Here is a 21,881-nt window from a genome sequence, read left to right on the forward strand (position 1 = left end):
GCGGCGGGCGATGACCCGGCGGCCGAACCTCGCCGTCGTCGGCGCCACCGGCGCGGTCGGCGAGGTGCTGCTCGACCTGCTCGCGCTCCGTCAGGACGTCTGGGGCGAGATCCGCCTGATCGCCTCTCCGCGCTCGGCCGGCCGTACGGCGGTCGTGCGCGGGGAGGCCGTCGAGGTCGTCCCGCTGGCGGAGGAGGCGTTCGCCGGGATCGACGTCGCCGTGTTCGCCGTGCCCGAACCGGTCTCCGCCCAGTGGGCGCCGATCGCGGCGGCCAAGGGCGTCGTGGTGGTCGACGACTCGGCCGTCTTCCGGACCGCCGAGGACGTGCCGCTGGTCGTCCCCGAGGTCAACGCCGCCGCGCTGCGGATCCGCCCGCGCGGCATCGTCGCCAGCCCGGCGAGCACCACCCTCGCGATGATCGCCGCCCTCTGGGCGCTGCACGCCGAGTACGGGCTGGCGCAGTTGGTCGTCGCCTCCTACCAGGCCGCCACCGGCGAGGGCCGGGCCGGCGAGACGGCGCTGCGCGGGCAGACCGCGCTGGTCACGGGCACGACGGCGGGCCGCAAGACCGGCGACCTGCGCGCGGTGATCGCCGACCACGGGCCGTTCGCGGCCCCGCTCGCGTACAACGCGGTGCCCTGGTCCGGGTCGCTGCGCGAGGGCGGCTGGTCCTCCGAGGAGCTCGGCATCCGGGACGAGTCGCGCAAGATCCTCAGCCTGCCCGCCCTGCGGGTCTCCGCGACCTGCGTGCGCGTGCCGGTCGTCCGCACCCACGCGCTGGCCGTGCACGCGCGGTTCGAACGCGAGGTCACCCAGGAGCACGCGCAGGAGATCCTGCGGGACGCCCCCGGCGTCGTGCTCTACGACGACCCGGCGGCCGGCGAGTTCCCCACTCCGAACGACGTGGTCGGGACGGATCCGGTGTGGGTCGGGCGGGTGCGCCGCGCCCTGGACGAGCCGGAGGCCCTCGACCTCTTCCTCTGCGGCGACAACCTGCGCAAGGGAGCCGCGCTCAACCTGCTCCAGATCGCCGAACTGGTGGCCCGCGAGCTGCAACCTGCCTAGCGTCCGTACGCTCTCCCCCCACAATCTGTCCGGAAACCCTCTCGAATTCCCTGGAGGGCACTTCCGCCGATGCGGAAGAATGTCCCTCGGGCTGGGCAACCATGACAGGGGATCGAGTGTCCAACGGGCGTGGCGAACGTGATGGTGGGGGCAGGGTCGGGCATCTCGGCGACAGCCGCGGTGACGTTCCCGTCGCGCGTCCAGTGGCCTGCGAGTAGGCCGGAAGAAAGTCAGATGACCGCGGTCGCACCCGGTGCGGCGGACTCCGGCGCCGGTACCGACGCGGGTACCAGCGAGGACCTGCTCACCGAGACCTACCAGGCGCACTACAGATCCCTGCTGCGCCTCGCCGCGCTGCTCCTGGACGACCTCTCGACCTGCGAGGACGTCGTGCAGGAGGCGTTCATCCGGGTGCACGCCGCCCGCCGCCGGGTGCGCGAGCCCGAGAAGACCCTGGCCTACCTGCGGCAGACCGTCGTCAACCTGTCCCGCTCCACGCTGCGCCGCCGGATCCTCGGGCTGCGGCTGCTGCCGAAGCCGATGCCTGACATGGCCAGTGCAGAAGAAGGAGCCTACGATGCGCTGGAGCGCGACCAGTTGAAGGCCGCGCTGCGTGGTCTGCAACGCCGTCAGCGGGAGGTTCTGGTGCTGCGTTACTTCGTGGACATGACGGAGGCGCAGGTCGCGGAGACGCTGGGCATCTCGCTCGGATCGGTGAAGGCCTACGGCTCGCGCGGGCTCGCCGCGCTGCGGGCCCAGATGGAGGCCGGCCATGGCTGACGGCGCGGAGCTGCCGGGCGCCGGGCTGCCGGTGGGCGGGCTGCCGGTGGACGAGCTGTCGGTCGGCGAGCTCTCCGGCGGGGGGCTGTCCGCGGAGGAGCGGGCCCTGCGCGCGCTGATGCACCACGCCGTCGCCGACATCCAACCCGGGCCCGGCGGGCTGCCCCGCATCCAGCGGGCCGTACCCCGGCGGCGGGCGGCCCGGTGCGGCGCCTGGACCGGCGCCGCCGCGCTCGCCCTGGCCGTCGCGGTGGCCCTGCCCGCGCTGCACGACGGCGAACACCTCGGGCTCTCCGGCGGCCCCGGGGACGCCGCCAAGGCCTCGGCCTCCGCCGCCACCGGCGCCACCGCCGGCTCCACCGGCGGCTCCACCGCGGAGCACGCGGGCCCGGACGGCCGGGGCTCCTCCGCCGCGGCGTCCGGCACCGCCGTCGCCTCGCCCAGCGCCGACGCCGGGACGGCCCGCCCGGACGGCTCCGCCCCGGCGCCGGCCGGGGCCAGCAACTCCGTCCTCGTCCCGCTGTGCTCCCGCGCCGACCTCGGCCAGGGCGCCGCACAGGTCGGCGCGGCCGACGCCGCGGGCCGGGTGTACGGCTCGTTCACCGTCTTCAACGTCTCCGCGAACGCGTGCCGCCTCGGCGGGCCCGGCGCGGTCTCCGTCACCGCCTTCTCCGGGGCCGACCGCAGCCGCTTCCGGACCGCCGACCACAGCCCCGGCGACCCGGCGGACGGCCTGCCCGCCATGGACGCCGAACCCCCCGTGCTGGCCCCGCAGGCCGGCTACCGGGTGCCGTTCGCCTGGATCCCCGACCAGACCTGCGGCCCCGCCGGGAACGGCGGCGGCTCGGGCACCGGCGGCGGGACCGGCTCCGGCACCGGCACCGGAAGCACCGGCGCCGCCGGGTCGGCCCGACCCAACCAGGCCGCCGGCGCCTCCCAGGACCAGGCACCCGCCGCCTCGGCCGCCCCGGCGGCCGGCGCCTCCGTCGCGCCCACCGCCAACCCGCAGCCGACCGGCACCCCGACCGCCGGCCCCACCGGCGCGCCCAGCCCCACCGCCACCCCGACCGCGGCCCCCACCGGCGGACCGGCCACCGTCACCCTCGCCCACACCCCGGCGCCCGGCAGCCCCGCGGCGGCCACGGCCACCGTCCCGCTCGGCTGTACGGCCGGCACCCTCTACCGGGGCGGCGTCCAGCCGGCGGGCACCGTCGCCCCGGCGCAGCCGGGCTCACCGGCGGCGGGCTGACCGCGGGCAGGCCGACCGGGGGCGGGCCCGGAGGCGGCCCGGCGGGACCCCTGTGGTCGGGGAGGGTGTGAAGAGTGGTTACCGTGGGGGGTGTGTACCGGTTCCTCCTCACTCCCCGCTGGCTGAGCGGCACCGCGCTGGCCGTGGCGGCCGTGGCGGTGTGCGTCTGGCTGGGCTCCTGGCAGCTCGGCCGGTTCGAGGACCGGGCCTCCGCGCACGAGAAGAACCAGCAGGCCGTCACCGCTTCGGGTGAGGCCAGGCCGATCGACGCGCTGCTCGGCCCGGCCACCCCGCAGGTGACCACCGAGACCGTGGGCAAGCCCGTCACGGTGGCCGGCAGCTTCGATGCGGAGCACCAACTCTTCGTCCCCAACCGGGTGTTGGACGGCAAGCAGGGCTACTACGTGCTGACCCCGCTGCGCACCGCGGACGGCCACGCCGTCGCCGTCGTGCGCGGCTGGGCCCCCGGGGAGCCCGCGGCCGGCGCCACCCCCGCCGCCCCGCCGAGCGGCCCGGTGACCGTGACCGGCCGGCTGCAGGCCAACGAGTCGGTCGGCAGCAACGGCGCCGTCGCGGGCGGGCTGCCGCCCGGCCGGCTCGGCATGATCAACCGGGCGTCGCTGCTCAACGTGCTGGAGTACGACGGCTGGTACGACGGCTGGGTCGCCGCCGACGAGGTACCCACCGGGCTGACCGCGGTGCCCACCGTCCAGCCGCAGGGCGGGGACGGGCTCACCCTGCGCGCGTTCCAGAACCTGGGCTACACCTTGGAGTGGTTCGTCTTCGCCGGGTTCGTCGTCTTCATGTGGTTCCGCCTGGTGCGCCGCGAGGCGGAGGCGGAGCAGGACCGGGCCCTCGGGTTGGACCCGGTCCTGAGCTGACCTCCGCCGACCGGCCTGTGCCGAGCCGGCCTGTGCTGAGCCGTGCCGAGCCGGCCTCCGCGCGTCCCTCCGGTCAGCGCGTGGGCCTGGCGGGTGCCGCCGGCACCGTCGCCGGACCACCGGGCGCGCCCGGCGGCGCGGGCCTGGTCGGAGTGGGGGTCAGGGGCGGCGCGGGTGCCGGTGCGGTCGGGCTGGTCGCCCCCGGCGCGGGGGTCGGCGGGACGGTGACCACCGGCTCGCTGTGGCAGTGGCCGCGGCCGCCGCCCTCGTCGTCCGAGTCGTAGTGGTCGATGTGGTGGTGGACCGTCCGCCCGGGCTTCGAGCCCTTCGATCCCTTCGAGCCGGAGCCGTGCGAGCCGGAGGAGCCCGAGGACCCGCCGGACCCCTTCGACCCGCCCTTGGCGAGCAGCGCCGTCCCGGCGGCCGCTTCCGGTTCGCCTTCCTCGTACCCGGCCGGCCGCACGACGCCCGCCCCGGCGGAGCCCGCGTTCGCGGGCGTGGCCGCGGCACCGGACTTCGCCGGCGCGGTTGCGGTCGGTGCGCCCGGTGCGCTCGGCGTGCTCGGCGTGCTCGGCGCGGGGCGGGTCGGAGTCGCGCCCGGCCCGGCCGACCCGACCGGCGCCGGCGGTGCGGTCGGCGGGGGCGGGCAGGCGGCCTCGGCCCCGTGCCGGCCCGCGCAGCCGGTGAGCACCAGGGCCCCGGCCACCGCCGCGCCGGCGAGGATCAGCCCCCGCCTCACACCGTCTCCCCGGTTCCGGCAGCGGTCCGGGCGCCGGCCTCGGGAGCGGTCGCGGCGGCGGTGCCGCCGTCCGCCGTGGCCAGGTGCCGCCGGACGAAGTCGATCTCCAGCCGCAGCTGCTTGATCCGCTCCTCCACCACCAGCGAGCCGTGCCCGGCGTCGTAGCGGTACACCTCGTGCGGCGTGCCGAGCTGCTCCAGCCGCTCGACGTAGTTCTCGATCTGCCGGATCGGGCAGCGCGGGTCGTTGACCCCCGCGCTGATGTACACCGGCACTCGCACCCGCTCGACGTACGTCAGCGGCGAGGAGGCCGAGAAGCGCTCCGGCACCTCCTCCGGCGTGCCGCCGAAGAGCGTGCGGTCCAGCGACTTGAGCGCCTCCATCTCGTCGGCGTAGGCGGTGTGGTAGTCGGCGACGGGCACGGCGGCGAGGCCGAGCGACCAGTTCTCCGGCTGCACGCCGAGGCCGAGCAGGGTCAGGTAGCCGCCCCAGCTGCCGCCGGAGAGCACCAGCCGCCCCGGGTCCGCGAGGCCGCTGTCCACCGCCCACGTGCGGACGGCGTCGATGTCCTCCAGCTCGATCAGGCCGACCCGCTCGCGCAGCGCGTCCGTCCAGGCCTGGCCGTAGCCGGTCGAGCCGCGGTAGTTGACCCGGACGACGGCGAAGCCGTGGTCCAGCCAGGCGGCCGGGCCGGCGGTGAAGGAGTCGCTGTCGTGGTGGGTCGGGCCGCCGTGGATCTCGAACACGGTCGGGTACGGGCCCGGGCCGTTCGCCGGCCGCTGCACCAGGGCGTGCACCCGCCCGCCGGGCCCGTCGACCCAGACGTCCTCGACCGGGACGGAGCCCGGCGGCACCGGGCCGGGCGCCCGCAGCACGACCGTCCCGGCGGTGGAGCGGACGGCGGACGGCTCGGCGGCCGAGGACCACAGGTACTCGACGGTCCCGTCCGGGCGCGGGGTGGCGCCGCCCACGGTGCCGCGCGGGGTGTCCAGGCGGGTCAGCCGGCCGTCCGCGAGCGCGTACGAGAACAGCTCGCTGCGCGCCTCGTACTCGTGCTCGACCAGCAGCTCCGCGGCGCCCGGCCGCCACTGCGCGGAGACGTCGCCGGGCAGTTCGCGGCCCTGCTCGTCGCGCAGCGGCAGCGCGGTCTCGGCGCCGGTGGCGACGTCCCAGATCATCGGCTCCCAGCGGCCGGTGCGCTGGTGCGCGACCAGCATCCGGGTGTCGCCCTCGACCGGGGCGAAGCCGAGGCAGGCGACGCCGCGCGGCTCGTCCCGGCCGGTGACCTCGTCCAGCTCGGCGACGGTCTCGACGCTGTCCGCGGTGAGCCGGTAGACCCGGATCGCGGAGTGCATGGCGTCGCCGTGCTCGGTGTGGTCGAGGGCGAGCAGGGTGCCGTCGTGGCTGAGGTCGGCGACCCCGCCGTACTCCTCGTGCCGGTAGATCTCGACCGGCTCGGTGGCGCCGGCGCGGCGCAGGTGCAGGGTGGTGCCGTCCTCGTCGGTGGAGCGGCCGACGACGACGGTGCCGTCGCGGCCGAGCGCCAGACCGGCCGAGTAGGAGGCGGCGAGGCCGGGCACGGCCTCCTCGTCGGGGCCGCCCGCGAACGGCTGCCGGCGCCACACGCCGAACTCGTCGCCGTCCTGGTCGTCGAACCACCAGATCCACCGGCCGTCCGGGGACAGCTCGGCGTCGGTGGTGCCGTTCGGCCGGTCGGTGACCCGGCGGTGGGCGTCGGTGGCGCGGTCCCAGGCGTAGACCTCGTAGGTGCCGGTCGCGTTGGACACGTACAGCGCCCGGTCGGGGGCGTCCTCCGCCCAGTCCGGCAGTGACACCCGCGCGGCCCTGAACCGCTGCTCCCACGCCGGTACGGCGCTCTTCTCCTCGCTCATCCGACCATCCAACCCGATCCGGGGGACGGAGGGGAACGGGCGGGTGTACTTCGGCGCCCCGCCCGTTCGTTCGTCCGCTGCCGGTCGGTGCTGCCGGTCGGTGCTGCCGGTCGGTGCTGCCGATCGGTGCTGCCGATCGGTGCTGCCGGTCAGTGCCGCCGGGGCGTCCGGTGACGGTGCGGCAGCCGCCACCGCTCCGTCAGAACCACCGCCACCAGCACCAGCTCCAGCGCCGCCAGCGCCAGCACGCTGTGCCCGAAGGCCGCGGTCGGGGCACCGGCGCCGTAGTAGACCAGCCCGATCAGCGCGACCCCGAGCGCCCCGCCAACCTGCTGCACGGTCGACACCACCCCCGCCGCCGAACCGGCCAGCAGCGGCTCGGCGGCCGCCAGCACCGTGGCGGTGACCGGGGCGATCACCAGGCCCATGCCGACGCCGTCCACGAACAGCCCGGGCGCCAGCCACCACACGCTCCCGGCCGGCACCCCGTACGCCGCGAGCGCGAGCAGCGCCAGCCCGGCGGCCATCAGCAGCCCGCCGGCGGCGATCGTCCGGGGGCCGCCGAACCGGGCGGTGACCCGGTGGGTGGCGTTGGAGGTCAGCAGGTAGCCGAGGCCGATCGCGGTGAACACCAGCCCGGCGCCGAGCGCGTCCAGGCCCCGGCCGAGCTGCAGGTGCAGGGCGAGCACCAGGAAGAACGAGCCCTGGCCGAGCACGAAGACGAACTGGGCCAGCAGGCCGGTGCCGAACGCCCGGCTCCGGAACAGCCGGGTGTCGACCAGCGGCGAGCCGCCGGCCCGGGTGGCGCGGTGCTGGTGGGCGGCGAAACCGGCCAGCAGGGCGAGCGAGCCGCCCAGGCAGCACCACGTCCACAGCGGCCAGCCCAGCGCCGGGCCCTGGATCAGCGGCAGCACCAGGCCGGTCAGCGCACCGGTCACCAGCAGCACGCCGACCGGGTCCAGCCCCGGCCGGTGCGGCGCGCGGGACTCCGGCAGGCAGCGGCGGACCAGTCCCAGGGCGGCCAGGCCGACCGGAAGGTTGATCAGGAAGCAGCTGCGCCAGCCCAGGCCGAGGACGTCCGCGCGGATCAGCAGCCCGCCGATCAGCTGGCCGAACACCGCGCCGAGCCCCATCGTCAGCCCGTACCGGGCGAACGCCCGCGCCTGCGCCGCGCCGCTGAACGCCGTCCGCAGCATCGCCAGCACCTGCGGGCCCATCAGCGCCGCCGCGAGGCCCTGCGCCACCCGGGCGCCGACCAGCGCCGCCGCGGTGGGGGCGAGGCCGCAGCCCGCGGAGGCGAGCGTGAACAGGGCCAGGCCGAGCCCGAACACCCGGCGGCGGCCGTACCGGTCGCCCAGGCGGCCGGCGGTGACCAGCCCGGCGGCCAGCGCCAGGCCGAAACCGGCGACCACCCACTGGACGGCAGCCGGGCCGGCGCCCAGGTCCGCCTGGACGGACGGGACGGCGACGTTGACGACGAAGACGTCGAGGGCGGTCATGAAGGTCGCGGTCAGGACCACCGGCAGCAGGCCCCGAGGGGCGGCGGCCGCGTCGTCCGTCCTGCCGCCCCGGGTGCTCCGGGTGCTCCGGGTGCTTCCGTCGAGGACGGTGCTCATCTCGGGCTCTCCTCCAGGGGGTTGTGGGGCCGGCCGGTGCGGGGCGGGCGCGGTGCTCGCGCCCGCCCCGCACCGGTACGGATCGCCGGCTCTCGGGGTCGCCGCTCAGGCGCCCGGGACGCGGTCCAGGAAGCCGTACACCGCGCCGATCCGGCCGTCCGGCGTGGCCGTCAGCACGTCGAAGCCGATCACCAGCGGCTCGGCGTCCGCCGGCGCGTCCGCGGGCCCGAGGTTCCAGGTGAACCGGGCGATGTCGTGGTGCGCGTCCACCGGCCCGAGGGTGAAGCGCATCCCCGGGAACTGCGCCTGGGCCGCGCCGATCAGGCCGTCGATCGCGTCCCGGCCGGCCACGGCGGCCAGCGGGTCGGTGTAGCGGCCGTCCTCGGCCCACACCTCGTCGACCAGCTTGCGGCGGGCGGCCGGGTCGGTCTCGTTCCAGACCGCGAGGTAGCGCTCGGCGAGCTGCTGGAGGGCGGTGGCGGTCAGCTCGGTCATGGTCGACTCCCTTGTCCTGGCGGGTGGTTGTCCGGGTCGCTCCCGGTGCTCACCACGTTAGGGACGGGCCGGTGCGGGCGAATCCGTCACGTATCCGTAGGGGGTGCGTACGTCGGTCCGTACGGGTGCGTAGGTCGGTCGGGGGCCGTCCTGGCACCCCGCCGCCGGGGCGGCCTGGGTAGGGTCGGGGCATGCTGTACGGGAGGGAAGACGAACAGGCCGCCGTGGACGGCCTGTTGGCGGCGGCTCGGGACGGGCGCAGCGGAGTGCTGCTGCTCCGGGGCGAGCCCGGCATCGGCAAGACCGCGCTGCTGGACGGTGCGGTCGCGCGGGCCGGGGACGGGTTCCGGGTGATCCGGGCGGCCGGCGTCGAGTACGAGGCCGAGCTGCCGTTCGCCGGGCTGAGCATGCTGCTCGCACCCGGTCTGGACCGGCTGGCGGCCCTCCCCGGGCCGCAACGGCGGGCGCTGGAGCGGGCGTTCGGACTGGCCGAGGAGTCCTCGTCGCCCGCCGACCGGCTCCTCGTCGGCCTCGCCACCCTCGGGCTGCTCGCCGAACTCGCCGCCGACCGGCCGCTGTTGTGCGTGGTCGACGACCTGCAGTGGGTGGACGGCGCCTCCCTGGACGCCCTGCTGCTCGCGGCCCGCCGCCTCCAGGCCGAGGGCGTCGTGCTGCTGCTGGCCGCCCGCACCACCGGCGGCGCGGCCGACCGGCCGCTCGGGCTGCCCGAACTGCACGTCGCCGCCCTGTCCGAGGCCGACGCCACCCGACTGCTGGCCGACCGGGCCGGCCCCGAGCTGCCCGCCGCCGTCCGGACCGGGCTGCTCGCCCAGGCCGCCGGGAACCCGCTCGCGCTCACCGAACTGCCGGTCACCGCAGAGGCGTTCACGGCCGGCCCGCAGCCGTCCGGCGGGGTCGGCGCGCTGCCGCTCACCAGCCGGCTGCTGATCGCCTTCCACGGCCAGGTCACCGGCCTGCCCGCGGCCACCCAGACCCTGCTGCTGGTCGCCGCCGTCGAGGAGAGCGGCGACCTGGCCGTCATCCTGCCCGCCGCCGCCACCCTCGGCGTCGACGCCGAACACCTCGCCCCCGCCGAGGAGTTCGGCCTCGTCACGGTCACCCCCGAGCGCCGGGCCGCCTTCCGGCACCCGCTGCTGCGCGCCGCCGTCCTCCAACGCGCCCCGCACCACCAGCGGCTGGCCGCGCACCGGGCCGTCGCCGGGGCCCTGCCGGACGGCGACCGCCGGACCTGGCACCTCGCCCTGGCCGCCACCGACCCCGACCCCGACCTGGCCGACGCCCTGGAGCGGGCCGCCGTCCACGCCGAACGCCGCGGCGGCCGCGGCGGCGCCGCCGCCTACGAGCGCGCCGCCCGGCTCACCCCCGACCGCGAGGGCGCCACCCGGCGCCTCGTCCTCGCCGCCGAAGCCGCCACCGAGGAAGGCGAGTTGGCCCGGGCCGAAGCGCTCGCCGACGAAGCCGCCGCCCGCACCGACAACGCGTTCGCGCACGCCCTGCTCGACCAGGTACGGGCCACCGCGCACTTCTGGCGCGGCTCCTACCCGACCGCCCACCGCCTGCTGCTCGACGCCGCCGCCGCGGACATCGACCCGGCGCACGCCGCCCGGATGCTGTTCCAGGCCTTCCACACCGCCTGGTACGCGGGGGAGCAGCCGGTCGCCGCCGTGCTGGACCGGCTCGCCGCCCTCCCGCTGCCCGAGGACGACCCGCTCGCCCCGCTGGCCCGCCACCTGCCCGCGGCCGTCCTCCCCGCCCTCGGACGGCCGGCCGGGCCCCTCCCGGCCGTCCGGGAGACCGCCGAGGCCGCCCGCAGGGCCGGCGCGGAGAGCCCCGTCGACCTCGTCCAGCTCTGCGGCGCCACCCTCGTCCTCGGCCGGGACGAGGAGACCGCCGAACTCGCCGCCGAACTCGTCGCCGAAGCGCGCGCCAAGGGCACCGTCGGCGTCCTGCCCACCCTGCAGTTCTTCCTCGCCGAGGCCGAGCTCTTCCACGGCCGCCACCAGGACGCCGAGGTCACCGCCACCGAGGCCCTCGCCCTCGCCCGCGACACCGGCCAGCACCAGTGGGTCAGCCAACTCACCGCCCTGCTCGCCTACCTGGCCGCCCTGGACGGCCGCACCGAGCCCTCCGCCGCGTCCCTGGCCGCCACCGCGCTGGCCACCACCGGCCCGCAGACCGCCGCCCCCGCCGCCGGCCACCCCTGGGCCCACTGGGCCCTCGCCCTGCACGACCTCGGCCAAGGCCGCGCCGGCGCCGCCGCCGACCGCCTGCACACCCTCACCACCGGGCCGCACCGCCACCACGTCAGCGCCACCCGGGCCGTCCCCGACCTGGTCGAGGCCGCCGTCCGCCTCGGCACCCCCGAACGCGCCGCCGAACCGTACGAACGCTTCGCCCGCTGGACCGCCGCCGCCGACCGCCCCTGGACCGCAGCCCTCCGCCTGCGCTGCCAGGCCCTCCTCGGCCCCGACGAACTCGCCGAAGCCGCCTACCGCGCCGCCCTCGACCTGCACGCCACCACCAACCGCCCCTTCGAGCAGGCCCGCACCGCCCTCCTCTACGGCGAATGGCTGCGCCGCACCCGCCGCCGCACCGACGCCCGCCCCCACCTCACCGCCGCCCTGGAGACCTTCGACCGCCTCGCGGCCCACCCCTGGTCCGCCCGCGCCCGCACCGAACTCGCCGCCACCGGCACCCCCACCACCGCCCCCACGACCACGTCCTCCCTGACCCCCCTCACCCCGCAGGAACGCCAGATCGCCCGCCTCGCCGCCCAGGGCCTCACCAACCGCGACATCGCCGCCCAGCTCTACCTGAGCCCCCGCACCGTCGCCCACCACCTCTACAAGGCCTACCCCAAACTCGGCATCACCTCCCGCACCGACCTCCCCGCCACCCTCTGACCCGCCCGACGCCCTCGCCGGCCGGCGGGGCACGGGCAGTGGGCCCGGTCGGCGGGCACGGGCGATGGGTGGGCTGCTCGGCCGGGGGCCTGAGGCGTAGTCACTCAGGCGGGCGCGCACAACGACAGAGGGCCTGCCGGATTTCTCCGGCAGGCCCTCTGCACTGGGTCGGGGTGGCGGGATTTGAACCCACGGCCTCTTCGTCCCGAACGAAGCGCGCTACCAAGCTGCGCCACACCCCGGTCTTTCTGTTTGTCGCTCCGTCTCCTTCGCGACGAGTAGAACTCTACCGGACGCTTGCCGAGACACGAAATCCGGTTTCGGACCGGCGCCCGGGAGGGGTTCAGCGGGGGGCGGCGGTGAGGGTGAGGAGGGTGGCTTCCGGGGGGCAGGCGAAGCGGATCGGGGTGTAGCGGTTGGTGCCGCAGCCGGCGGAGACGTGGAGGTAGGAGCGGCGGCCGCCGGCGGTGTGGGTGGAGAGGCCCTTGACCCGGTCGGTGTCGAGGTCGCAGTTGGTGACGAGGGCGCCGTAGAAGGGGATGCAGAGCTGGCCGCCGTGGGTGTGGCCGGCGAGGATCAGCGGGTAGCGGTCCGCGGTGAAGGCGTCGAGGACGCGCAGGTAGGGCGCGTGGACGACGGCGAGGGAGAGGTCGGCGTCGGCGGAGGGGCCGCCGGAGACGGCGCTGTAGCGGTCGCGCCGGATGTGCGGATCGTCGAGGCCGGTGAACTCGAGGTCGAGGCCGCCGATGGTGAGCCGGCCGCGGGCGTTGGTGAGGTCGAGCCAGCCGGCGGCGTCGAAGCCGTCGCGGAGCTTCTCCCAGGGGTTGTGGACGGCGCCGGTGACGCCGCGGTTGGCGGTGCCGTCCGGGTTGTTCATGCCGTGGACGCCGCTGCGCATGGCCTTGAGGTAGCGGGCCGGGTTCTTGGGGGCGGGGCCGTAGTAGTCGTTGGACCCGAAGACGTAGACGCCGGGGAAGTCCATCAGGGGCCCGAGGGCGTCGAGGGTGGCGGGGACGCCGAGCGGGTCGGAGAGGTTGTCGCCGGTGTTGACCACGAGGTCGGGGCGCAGTCCGGCGAGGCTCTGCAGCCAGCGCTGCTTCTTGCCCTGCCCGCTCACCATGTGGATGTCGGAGACCTGCAGGATCCGGATCGGCCGGGCGCCGTGCGGGAGGACGGGGACCTCGACCCGGCGGAGTCGGAAGGATCGGACCTCGTACCCGACGGAGTAGGCGAGGCAGGCGGCGCCGGCGGCGGCGACACCGAGGGGAACGGAGTACAGCGGTCGCATCGCTCCATGCTCTCAGACGGTGGATCAGCTGGTGAACGAGGGCGAGCCGGGTGCGGGCGCCGGTTCCGGCTCCCGCCGGGCGCGCAGGGCCCGGACCTTGTGCCGGTTGCCGCAGCGTTCCATGGAGCACCAGCGGCGCCGTCCGGGCCGGGAGGTGTCGACGAAGACCAGTTGGCAGTTGTGCGCCCCGCACTCCCGCACCCGGTCCGCGTACGGGCCGGTGAGCAGGGCGATGGCGTCCCGGGCGAGGGTAGAGGCGAGCTGCGCGCCATCGGCGGGCAGGGGGGCCGCCGGGGTGCCGTCCGGGGCGATCCTGGGGACGAGCGGGGGGTGTTCGGCGGCCCGGTTGAGCACGGCGTAGTCGGCCGGGTCGCCGGGGATGCCGTGGGCCCGGGCGGCGGCGAGCCGCCACAGGGCGTCGCGCAGGGTGCGGGCGGCGGCGAGCTGGTCGGCGGTGATCCGGACGGCGCCGGCGGGCAGTCGGAGGCGGGACCGGGGGAGCCAGGCGGCGAGGTCGGACGGCTGGTGCAGCACCTCGTAGCGGGCGTACTCGCCGGGGCCGCCGGTGGTGAGGAGTTCGAGGCAGAGCGCGCCGGGGTCGAAGTGGAAGCTGGTGCCGGCGGGGGTGGTGAGGAGCAGGCCTGCCGCGTCGGTCATGTAACCACGGTAAGCGGTTACCGGGTGCCCGTGACCAGGGCCTCCGGATCCGCTCCTCGCGATATTGCCGGGCGACCGGTCGCCGCAGGTGGGAGACTCGGGGCCATGACCACGCTCAAGGAGCAGCTGCAGGAGGACCTCACGGCTGCCATCAGGGACCGGGACGAGCTGCGCTCGTCCACCATCCGGCTCACGCTGGCCGCCGTCACGAGCGAGGAGGTGGCGGGCAAGTCGAAGCGCGAGCTGTCCGACGCCGACGTGCTCAAGGTGATCGGTCGCGAGGCGAAGAAGCGCCGGGAGGCGGCCGAGGCCTTCGGCTCCGCGGGCCGGGCCGAGCAGGCCGCCCGGGAGCTCGCGGAGGGCGAGGTGCTGGCGGGCTACCTGCCCAAGCAGCTCTCCGACGAGGAGCTGACCGCGATCGTCGCCGCCGCCGTGGCCGAGAGCGGGGCGACCGGCCCGCAGGGGATGGGCGCCGTGATGAAGCTGGTGAAGCCGAAGGTGGACGGGCTGGCCGAGGGCGGCCGGGTCGCCGCCGCGGTGAAGGCCGCCCTGGCGGGCTGATTCCGGCCCGGACGAGTGCCCGTGAGGGCGTGAACGCGAACGGAAGGGGCGCTTCCCGAGAGTCCACTCGGGAAGCGCCCCTTCACGTGCGCCCAGGGCTCAGGGCCCAGGGCCAGGGCTCAGGGCCCGCGGCCGCCGGCGTCAGCCGTTGCCGTTGCCGCCGCCGTGCTTGCCGCCGTTGCCGTTGCCGCCGCCGACGAGGCCCGGCGGGAGGGTGATCCCGCCGCCGATCATGCCGGGGTCGCCGTTCCCGTTGCCCGGGGCGGCGGGCGGCGGCGGGTTGCCGCCGGCCGGCTGGGCCGGGTCGCTCGGGGCGGTGGTCGGGTTGGGATCGGGCTTGGGCATGTCGGGGATGCTGGCGGTGGGCAGCTGCTGGATCGGGGAGCCCTTCAGGGCCTGGTTCATCGCCAGGCGCCAGATCGGGCCGGGGCCGGTGGCGCCGAAGACCTCGGTGAAGTTGGTCGGGCCGATCTTGATGTTCTTCATCGGCACGCCGCCGGCGGGGCCGCCGAGCCAGACCGAGGTGGCGAGCTGCGGGGTGTAGCCGCTGAACCAGGCGGCGCGCTTCTCGTCGGAGGTACCGGTCTTGCCGGCGATCGGCCGGCCGTCGTCCAGGCCGAGGTCCTTACCGGTGCCCTTCTCGGTCACGCCGCTGAGCACGGTGTTCATCGCGTCGGCGGTGCTCTCGGAGAAGGCCTGGGTGCAGGTCGACTGCGGGACGTTGACGTTCTTGCCGTCGACCGTGGTGATCTTGTTGATCGCGATCGGGCTGCAGTACTTGCCGTGCGCGGCGAAGGTCGCGTAGACGTTCGCCATGGTCAGCGGGGACATCTCCTGCACGCCGAGGCCCATCGACGGGACCTCCTCCAGCGGCTTGCCGCTGGCCTTGGCGGTGATGCCGAGCTTGTTGGCCATCTGCTTCACCGGGCAGAGGCCCATGTCGGCCTCCATCTCGACGAAGTAGGTGTTGACCGACATGGCCATGGCCGTCTTGAGGTCGTACGGGCCCTTCTCGTTCTCGTTCTCGTTGGGGACGGTCCGGGCCTTGCCCTTCTCCGTGTTCTTCCAGGTGCCCTCGCAGGTCTTCATCGTCGGCCACTCGATGCGGTTCTCCGACTTGTACTGCTGGGTGGGCGGGAGCCCGGACTCGAGCGCGGCGGCGGCCACGATCGGCTTGAAGGTCGATCCCGGCTGGAAGCCGTTGCCGCCGCCCATCGAGGCGTCGACGTTGAGGTTGACGACGGTCTGGTTCTTGTTCTGGTCCAGGCCGTACGGGCGGGTCTGGGCCATCGCGAGGATCTTGCCGGTGCCCGGCTCCATCATGGTCGCGGCGGCGGAGACCGGGTCGGTGACGTACACCAGCTTGGTGACGGCGTTCTGCGCGGCGGCCTGCTTGTCCGGGTCGAGCGTGGTGTAGATGTTCAGGCCGCCGGTGTCCCAGAGCTTCTTGCGCTCCTCGGCGCTCTTGCCGAAGGCCGGGTCCTGCTTGACCACGTGGCGCACGTAGTCGCAGAAGAAGCCCATGCCGGCCTGGGCGGTGATGCAGCCGTTCTGCGGGTCCTTGAACTTCAGGCCCAGCGGGGCGGCCTTCGCCTCCTTCGCCTGGTCGGCGGTGATGTGCTTGTTCTCCAGCATCTTGTCGATGACGACGTTGCGACGCTTGACCGTGTTGTCGGGGTAGCGGACCGGGTCGTAGGACGACGGGTTCTGCACTATCCCGGCGAGGGTGGCGGCCTCGGCGACGGTCAGGTCCTTGTTGCTCTTGCTGAAGTACCGCTGGGAGGCGGACTCGACCCCGTAGGCCTGGTGGCCGTAGAAGGTGATGTTGAGGTAGTTGGTGAGGATCTGATCCTTGGTCAGGTCCTCCTCCAGCTTGATCGCGACCTTGAGCTCCTGGATCTTGCGGCCCAGGGTCTTGCGCTGGGCCTCCAGGACGGCCGACTGGTCGTCGCCGGCCTTCTCGACGTTCACGTTCTTCACGTACTGCTGGGTGAGCGTCGAGGCGCCCTGCGAGTTGGTGCCGCTCTCGGCGTTCTTGCTGATCGCGCGCAGGATGCCCTTGAGGTCGACGGCGCCGTGCTCGTAGAAGCGGGCGTCCTCGATGTCGACCTGGGCGTGCCGCATGAACGGCGACATCTGGTCGGCCGTGATGACGGTGCGGTCGCGCTCGTAGACCTTGGCGATCAGGCCGCCCTTGGCGTCGAAGATCTGGGTGGCCTGGGTGAGCGGCGGGGTCTTGAAGTCGTCGGGGATGTTGTCGAAGCTCTCCGCCGTGTCCTTGGCGGTCAGCCCGATGGCGCCGACGGCGGGCAGGGCGAGGCCTGCCAGCAGGACTCCGGAGAGCACGCTGACGCCCAGGAACTTCACTCCGTGTCCGGCGAACTCGAGCGGTGATCCGCTGCGCTTGCCCTCCGGAGCTCCGGTGTTGCCTGGGGGCTGGGATGCCTGTGGGCGCTTCGGTGCCATGAGGAGAACCCTACGTCGCGGAATCCCGCACACGAGGGCAGGTGTTCGCCTAGGCTTGTCACAAGCTTGCGACAGCTTCGGTGCGTCAACATCATTCACTCTTGTGAGTGGGGAGACTTGCCCGAATTGCCCACTTTTCGATGGGTTTCGAGGCAGCTGTGGCCTGCTGTGCCCGTGTGAACCGTAGCGCTCCGTGACGACGCGCGTGGCGAGAGTTCGGGTGTCGAGCCTGGCAAGGCTTGCGACCTGCGATCACTCCAACGAGTGAGATGACCGATACCCATAGTCCGATCGGGTCATTCGAGATTGAGCCCGAAGGGGCTGTTGCGCGCTGTCGTTCTTCCGTAACGTCCTCAACTGGCAACGGTGAATATGCCGTTGCCGCCGTGGGGGAGCCTCGAATATCGGGAGAGGACGGCGCCGGCATGGGCTGGGTTGACGACTGGAGTGCGCAGGCCGCCTGCCGCACGAGTGATCCGGACGAACTGTTCGTCCAGGGGGCGGCGCAGAACCGCGCCAAGGCGGTGTGCAGCGGCTGCCCCGTCCGTACGGAATGCCTCGCGGACGCCCTGGACAACCGGGTCGAGTTCGGGGTGTGGGGCGGGATGACGGAGCGCGAGCGCCGGGCGCTGCTGCGCCGCCGCCCGACCGTCATGTCGTGGCGGCGGCTGCTGGAGACGGCCCGCACCGAGTACGAGGAGTCCCTCGCGACCGGCGTGATACTTACGGACTACGCCCAGGCGGGCTGAGCCCGAGCCTCCCGGCCGCGCCGCGTGGCGCCCGGGCTGCCCGAGCCGGACCGACCCGTCCGACCCCGTCCGACCCGCCCGGTCAGGACGGCGCCGAGCCGCCGAGCCGGTCCCCGATGTCCCGCAGCCCGTCCAGGTCGTGCACGTCGCCCGGCAGCGCGGCCACCTCGACGATCGGCACGTCCGGGTACACCGAGACGAACCGGTCCCGGGTACGGCGCTCCCGCCCCATGATCTGCATCCGCTCGGCGTGCAGCCGCAGCAGCCCGGCCGCGAGCAGCTCCGCCGCCGGCGAGGAGTGCTCCGAACCGTTCTCCTCCAGCGTCTCGGCGGCCGCCAGCGACCGTTCCGCGGTGAGCTGCGGCGCGCCCGTGTCGTGCACCCGGTTGAGCACCAGCCCGGCCAGCGGCATCCGGTCCGCGGCGAGCCGGTCGACGAAGTACGCCGCCTCGCGCAGCGCGTCCCGCTCCGGCACCGCCACCACCAGGAACGCCGTGCCCGGCGCCTTGAGCAGCCGGTACGTGCGGTCGGCGCGCTCCCGGAAGCCGCCGAACATCGAGTCCATCGCGGTGATGAAGGTCTGCACGTCGGTGAGCAGCTGGGCGCCGAAGATCTTGCCCAGCCCGCCGGTGAACAGACCCATCCCGGCGTTCAGGAACTTCAGCGCGCTGCGGCCGCCGACCTTGGCGGGGGCGGCCAGCAGGCGGATCACCCGGCCGTCCAGGAAGGAGCCGAGCCGGTTGGGCGCGTCCAGGAAGTCCAGCGCGGAGCGGGACGGCGGGGTGTCCACGACGATGAGGTCCCACTCGTCGGCGGAGCGCAGCTGGCCGAGCTTCTCCATCGCCATGTACTCCTGCGTGCCCGCGAAGCCGGCCGACAGGGACTGGTAGAACGGGTTCTCCATGATCATCCGGGCCCGTTCGGGCTCGGAGTGGGCGAGCACGACCTCGTCGAAGGTCCGCTTCATGTCGAGCATCATGGCCTGGAGCTCGCCCTCGCCGGTGACGCCCTTGACCACCCGGGGGGTGTTGTCCAGCTCGGTCAGGCCCATCGACTGGGCCAGCCGCCGGGCCGGGTCGATGGTGAGCACGACGGCCTTGCGGCCGCGCTCGGCGGCCCGCAGGCCGATCGCCGCGGCGGTGGTGGTCTTGCCGACGCCGCCGGAGCCGCAGCAGACGATGATCCTGGTCTTCGGGTCGTCGATCAGCGCGTCGACCGCGAGCCGCTTGCCGGTGCCCCGCATGCCGTTGCCGCCGCCGTTCGCCTTCGTGCCGCTGCCGGTCACGCCGCCCCCTGCCGCTTGAGTTCGCCCGCCAGCCGGTACAGCCCGCCGAGGTCCACGCCCTCGCCGAGCAGCGGCAGTTCGTAGGTGGGCAGCCGCAGCCGCTGCAGGTCGGCGCGCTGCGCGCGCTCCAGCTCGACCCGCTCGCTGTGCTCCCTGGCCTGCGCCAGCAGCGGGTCGAGCAACGGCTCCACCGCAGCCCGGACGGTCTCCGGGCTGCGCGAGCGGCCGCCGAGCCCGGCCTCGCCGAGGGCCACCGCGACCTCCTCGCGGTGGTCGCCGTGCACCGCGGCCACCGCCGCGGCGTCCAGCACCGGCGGCCGGACCATGTTGACCAGCACCCCGCCCACCGGGAGCTTCACCTCGCGCAGCTCGGCGAAGCCGTCGACGGTCTCCTGCACCGGCATCTCCTCCAGCAGGGTGACCAGGTGCACGGCCGTCTCCGGCGACTTCAGCACCCCCATCACGGCCTGCGCCTGCGTGTGTATCGGGCCGATCCGGGCCAGGCCGGCGACCTCGGCGTTGACGTTCAGGAACCGGGTGAGCCGCCCGGTCGGCGGGGCGTCCATCACGATCGCGTCGTAGCGCAGACGGCCGTCCGGGCCCTTGCGCCGGGCCGCCTCGCAGGCCTTGCCGGTGAGCAGGACGTCCCGGACGCCGGGCGCGATGGTGGTGGCGAAGTCGATGAAGCCCATCTTCTGCAGCGCCTTGCCGGCGCGGCCGAGCTTGTAGAACATCTCCAGGTACTCGAGCAGCGCCTGCTCGGTGTCGATCGCCAGCGCGAACACCTCGCCGGCGGCGCCGCCCGTACGCCCGCCGCCCGTACGCCCGCTGTCCGTACGCCCGCTGTCCGTACGCCCGCTGTCCGCGCCGTCGCCCGGCTCGGCCGGCAGGCCCAGCTGGGCGCGGGTGACCGAGGCGATCCTGCGCTCCTCGTACGGCAGCGCGGCGATCCCGAACAGTTCGGCGATGCCCTGGCGGCCCTCGACCTCGATCAGCAGCACCCGTCCGCCGTCCGCGGCGAGCGCGAGCGCCAGCGCCGCGGCCAGCGTGGTCTTCCCGGTGCCGCCCTTGCCGCTGACCACGTGCAGCCGGACGCCCTCCCAGTCGGGGTCGCGCCGGGCCGCCTGGCCGGGGGTGCGTGCCACGCTCCGTCTCCGTCCGTTCCGTCCTAGGGGCGCCCTTCCGCCGAGGTCGCCGCCATGTGAGTGCCCTCTCGCGAGGGTAATCCGGGAGCGTGCCGGATGTTCGGAGCTTCCGGGGTGCCGGGCCCAGATCATGCCTGCTTTGTGCCTCACCTCACACGCGGCCGCACCCGCCGCGGCACGCGCCGCCCCGTACGCCGCCTCCCGCGCGGCCCGGCGGCGGCGCCGATCGCCGGGCCCGCTCGTCTAGAGTCTGGCCATGACCAAGTGGGAATACATGACGGCGCCCCTGCTCGTGCACGCCACGAAGCAGATCCTGGACAACTTCGGCGAGGACGGCTGGGAGCTGGTCCAGGTCGTGCCCGGCCCGAACCCGGAGCAGCTGGTGGCCTACTTCAAGCGGGAGAAGAACGCATGAGCAAGGTCGAGTCGAAGCTCGCCGAGCTGGGTCTGAGCCTGCCGCCGGTGGCCGCCCCGGTCGCCGCGTACGTGCCGGCCGTGCGGGCGGGCGAGTTCGTGTTCACCTCCGGCCAGCTGCCGGTCGTCGGCGGCAAGCTGCCGAGCACCGGCAAGGTCGGTGCCGAGGTGTCCCCCGAGGAGGCCAAGGAGCTGGCGCAGACCTGTGCGCTGAACGCCCTGGCCGCCGTCAAGTCGGTGATCGGTGACCTGGACCTGGTCGAGCAGGTCGTGAAGGTGGTCGGCTTCGTCGCCTCCGCGCCCGACTTCACCGGCCAGCCGGCCGTGATCAACGGTGCCAGCGAGCTGCTCGGCAAGGTGCTGGGCGAGGCCGGGGTGCACGCCCGCAGCGCGGTCGGCGTCGCGGTGCTGCCGCTGGACGCCCCGGTCGAGGTCGAGCTCCAGGTGCGCGTCCGCACCGCCTGAGCGCGCGGACCGCTCGAGTGATCACGGAGGCGGGGCCAGGCCTGTCCAACCCCGCCTCCGTGCGCTTAGCATCCGGGCATGGACCATCGAGCGACGACGCTCCCGATGCCGCCCGGTTGGCCTGCCCGCATCCGGGCGGTCGACTCCGGCACGCTGACCCCGCCGGTGCCCCGGCCCGCCGCGACGGTCGTGCTGCTGCGCGACTCGGCGGACGGCCCGCAGGCGTACCTGCTGCGTCGGCGCACCTCGATGGCCTTCGCGGCCGGCATGTACGCCTACCCGGGCGGCGGGGTGGACCCGCGGGACGCCGAGGTCGAGACCGGCTGGGCCGGCCCGACGCCCGAGGAGTGGGCCCGGCGCCTCGGGGTGGACACCCGGACGGCGCGGGCGGTGGTCTGCGCCGCCGTCCGGGAGACCTTCGAGGAAGCCGGCGTGCTGCTCGCCGGCCCGGACGCCGACAGTGTTGCCGCGCCGCGCGACTGGACCGCCGAGCGGACCGCGCTGGAGGCGCACGAGCTGTCCTTCGCCGAGTTCCTCCGCGAGCACGGCCTGGTGCTGCGCAGCGACCTGCTGGGCGGCTGGGCCCGCTGGATCACCCCCGAGTTCGAGGAACGCCGGTACGACACCTGGTTCTTCGTCGCCGCGCTGCCGCCCGGCCAGGACGCGGCCCGCGAGGTCGGCGAGGCCGACCGGGTCGCCTGGCTGACGCCCACCGAGGCGGTGCTCGGCCACCGGGAGGGCCGGTTCGGCATGCTGCCGCCGACCGTGACCGTGCTGCGCGAGCTGTCGCCGGTGCGCACCGTCGCCGAGGCGCTGGCCGCGGCCGCCGACCGTCCGCTGGAGCCGGTGCTGGGGCGGGCCGAGGTGCGCGGGGACCGGATGACGGTGCGCTGGCCGGGGTACGACGAACTGACCATCGACGGGGAGTTCCCCGAGGACTCCTGACCGCCGCGCCCGTGCACCTTCGCCCCTGATGACACTGCTCCCGATGCCACCGCCCGTGATGAGCCCCGGAGAGGACGACGCCCGATGACCCACAACGACGTGGTGCGCCGGACGGCCCATGAGCTGCCCGCCCGCCGTGTGACCCCCCGTACCCCGGCCTGTGACGTGCCGGTCCCGTTCGTCGAGGTGGCGCAGCGCGCCCTCGTCCGGGCCCTGCCGCTGCGGGCCCTGCACCGACAAGGAGAGGGCGGCCGGTGAGCGAGC

20 protein-coding genes and 1 tRNA gene are annotated in these 21,881 nt (G+C 74.8%); 11 read left to right on the forward strand and 10 right to left on the reverse strand.

Translation table 11 applies throughout. The features are described 5' to 3' along the window. The first annotated feature begins 10 nt into the window (after nucleotides 1–10). From AB2U05_RS17670 to AB2U05_RS17685, 4 genes are all read left to right on the forward strand, one after another. Nucleotides 11–1,066, forward strand: coding sequence for an aspartate-semialdehyde dehydrogenase (locus AB2U05_RS17670; protein WP_045709595.1), 1,056 nt, complete (start codon nucleotides 11–13; stop codon nucleotides 1,064–1,066). A 234-nt stretch (nucleotides 1,067–1,300) separates the two neighbouring features. Beyond that, entirely contained in the window at nucleotides 1,301–1,846 is a 546-nt protein-coding gene (locus tag AB2U05_RS17675; protein WP_045698207.1) for a SigE family RNA polymerase sigma factor, read from the forward strand. Beyond that, a complete protein-coding gene (locus tag AB2U05_RS17680; protein ID WP_052707437.1) occupies nucleotides 1,839–3,095 on the forward strand; it encodes a hypothetical protein in 1,257 nt (418 codons plus the stop codon). The genes AB2U05_RS17675 and AB2U05_RS17680 overlap by 8 nt, the downstream gene beginning before the upstream one ends. Nucleotides 3,096–3,187: 92 nt before the next feature. Then, on the forward strand, nucleotides 3,188–3,976 hold the full coding sequence (locus AB2U05_RS17685; RefSeq protein ID WP_045698209.1) for an SURF1 family protein: 789 nt from the start codon (nucleotides 3,188–3,190) through the stop codon (nucleotides 3,974–3,976). Between the two features lie 73 nt (nucleotides 3,977–4,049). Here the strand turns inward: AB2U05_RS17685 and AB2U05_RS17690 are convergent, their stop codons facing one another. From AB2U05_RS17690 to AB2U05_RS17705, 4 genes are all read right to left on the reverse strand, one after another. Continuing rightward, entirely contained in the window at nucleotides 4,050–4,715 is a 666-nt protein-coding gene (locus tag AB2U05_RS17690) for a hypothetical protein (protein WP_369183692.1), read from the reverse strand. Beyond that, nucleotides 4,712–6,607: a prolyl oligopeptidase family serine peptidase gene (locus AB2U05_RS17695; protein WP_369183693.1), complete on the reverse strand. Its 1,896-nt coding sequence runs from the start codon at nucleotides 6,605–6,607 to the stop codon at nucleotides 4,712–4,714. The genes AB2U05_RS17690 and AB2U05_RS17695 overlap by 4 nt, the downstream gene beginning before the upstream one ends. Before the next feature lie 149 nt (nucleotides 6,608–6,756). Continuing rightward, nucleotides 6,757–8,223, reverse strand: coding sequence for an MFS transporter (locus AB2U05_RS17700; protein ID WP_369183694.1), 1,467 nt, complete (start codon nucleotides 8,221–8,223; stop codon nucleotides 6,757–6,759). Nucleotides 8,224–8,328: 105 nt separating this feature from the next. Beyond that, entirely contained in the window at nucleotides 8,329–8,718 is a 390-nt protein-coding gene (locus AB2U05_RS17705) for a nuclear transport factor 2 family protein (RefSeq protein ID WP_045709599.1), read from the reverse strand. Between the two features lie 191 nt (nucleotides 8,719–8,909). On the opposite strand from AB2U05_RS17705, the gene AB2U05_RS17710 reads away from it, so the two are divergent. Further along, nucleotides 8,910–11,642 carry an AAA family ATPase gene (locus AB2U05_RS17710; protein WP_369183695.1) on the forward strand — a complete coding sequence of 911 codons (2,733 nt, stop codon included), beginning with the start codon at nucleotides 8,910–8,912 and terminating at the stop codon, nucleotides 11,640–11,642. A gap of 168 nt (nucleotides 11,643–11,810) precedes the next feature. On the opposite strand, the gene AB2U05_RS17715 is transcribed toward AB2U05_RS17710, so the two are convergent. The 3 genes from AB2U05_RS17715 to AB2U05_RS17725 all read right to left on the reverse strand — a co-directional run bounded on the left by AB2U05_RS17715 (nucleotide 11,811) and on the right by AB2U05_RS17725 (nucleotide 13,587). After that, nucleotides 11,811–11,884, reverse strand: a tRNA-Pro gene (locus AB2U05_RS17715). Nucleotides 11,885–11,985: 101 nt separating this feature from the next. Beyond that, nucleotides 11,986–12,930: a metallophosphoesterase gene (locus AB2U05_RS17720; protein ID WP_045698217.1), complete on the reverse strand. Its 945-nt coding sequence runs from the start codon at nucleotides 12,928–12,930 to the stop codon at nucleotides 11,986–11,988. Nucleotides 12,931–12,954: 24 nt separating this feature from the next. Continuing rightward, nucleotides 12,955–13,587, reverse strand: a complete 633-nt coding sequence (locus AB2U05_RS17725; RefSeq protein WP_045698219.1) for an ABATE domain-containing protein — start codon at nucleotides 13,585–13,587, stop codon at nucleotides 12,955–12,957. A 105-nt stretch (nucleotides 13,588–13,692) separates the two neighbouring features. Here AB2U05_RS17725 and AB2U05_RS17730 point away from each other — a divergent pair, with 105 nt between their 5' ends. Next, nucleotides 13,693–14,148 (forward strand): GatB/YqeY domain-containing protein, encoded by a 456-nt coding sequence (locus AB2U05_RS17730; RefSeq protein ID WP_045709603.1) that lies wholly within the window; start codon nucleotides 13,693–13,695, stop codon nucleotides 14,146–14,148. 141 nt (nucleotides 14,149–14,289) lie between these two features. On the opposite strand, the gene AB2U05_RS17735 is transcribed toward AB2U05_RS17730, so the two are convergent. Further along, nucleotides 14,290–16,515, reverse strand: a complete 2,226-nt coding sequence (locus AB2U05_RS17735) for a transglycosylase domain-containing protein (protein ID WP_045709604.1) — start codon at nucleotides 16,513–16,515, stop codon at nucleotides 14,290–14,292. Nucleotides 16,516–17,039: 524 nt separating this feature from the next. Between AB2U05_RS17735 and AB2U05_RS17740 the strand changes: the two genes are divergently transcribed. Beyond that, a complete protein-coding gene (locus AB2U05_RS17740) occupies nucleotides 17,040–17,363 on the forward strand; it encodes a WhiB family transcriptional regulator (RefSeq protein ID WP_033333275.1) in 324 nt (107 codons plus the stop codon). 82 nt (nucleotides 17,364–17,445) lie between these two features. On the opposite strand, the gene AB2U05_RS17745 is transcribed toward AB2U05_RS17740, so the two are convergent. Both AB2U05_RS17745 and AB2U05_RS17750 read right to left on the reverse strand, forming a co-directional pair. Beyond that, on the reverse strand, nucleotides 17,446–18,606 hold the full coding sequence (locus AB2U05_RS17745) for an ArsA family ATPase (RefSeq protein ID WP_045698306.1): 1,161 nt from the start codon (nucleotides 18,604–18,606) through the stop codon (nucleotides 17,446–17,448). A gap of 38 nt (nucleotides 18,607–18,644) precedes the next feature. After that, the gene (locus AB2U05_RS17750; protein WP_369183696.1) at nucleotides 18,645–19,793 is read right to left on the reverse strand and encodes an ArsA-related P-loop ATPase; all 1,149 of its coding nucleotides are present in this window, start codon (nucleotides 19,791–19,793) and stop codon (nucleotides 18,645–18,647) included. A 256-nt stretch (nucleotides 19,794–20,049) separates the two neighbouring features. Here AB2U05_RS17750 and AB2U05_RS17755 point away from each other — a divergent pair, with 256 nt between their 5' ends. From AB2U05_RS17755 to AB2U05_RS17770, 4 genes are all read left to right on the forward strand, one after another. Further along, nucleotides 20,050–20,208, forward strand: a complete 159-nt coding sequence (locus AB2U05_RS17755; RefSeq protein ID WP_094743074.1) for a DUF4177 domain-containing protein — start codon at nucleotides 20,050–20,052, stop codon at nucleotides 20,206–20,208. Next, nucleotides 20,205–20,672 (forward strand): RidA family protein, encoded by a 468-nt coding sequence (locus tag AB2U05_RS17760; protein ID WP_045698235.1) that lies wholly within the window; start codon nucleotides 20,205–20,207, stop codon nucleotides 20,670–20,672. The genes AB2U05_RS17755 and AB2U05_RS17760 overlap by 4 nt, the downstream gene beginning before the upstream one ends. 78 nt (nucleotides 20,673–20,750) lie before the next feature. Next, nucleotides 20,751–21,617, forward strand: coding sequence for an NUDIX hydrolase (locus AB2U05_RS17765; protein WP_369183697.1), 867 nt, complete (start codon nucleotides 20,751–20,753; stop codon nucleotides 21,615–21,617). A gap of 84 nt (nucleotides 21,618–21,701) precedes the next feature. Then, a complete protein-coding gene (locus AB2U05_RS17770; RefSeq protein WP_157882143.1) occupies nucleotides 21,702–21,875 on the forward strand; it encodes a hypothetical protein in 174 nt (57 codons plus the stop codon). The last annotated feature ends 6 nt before the right edge of the window (nucleotides 21,876–21,881 follow it).

It is taken from the genome of Streptomyces sp. Y1 (genome assembly GCF_041053115.1).
Taxonomy (GTDB): domain Bacteria; phylum Actinomycetota; class Actinomycetes; order Streptomycetales; family Streptomycetaceae; genus Kitasatospora; species Kitasatospora rubellomurina.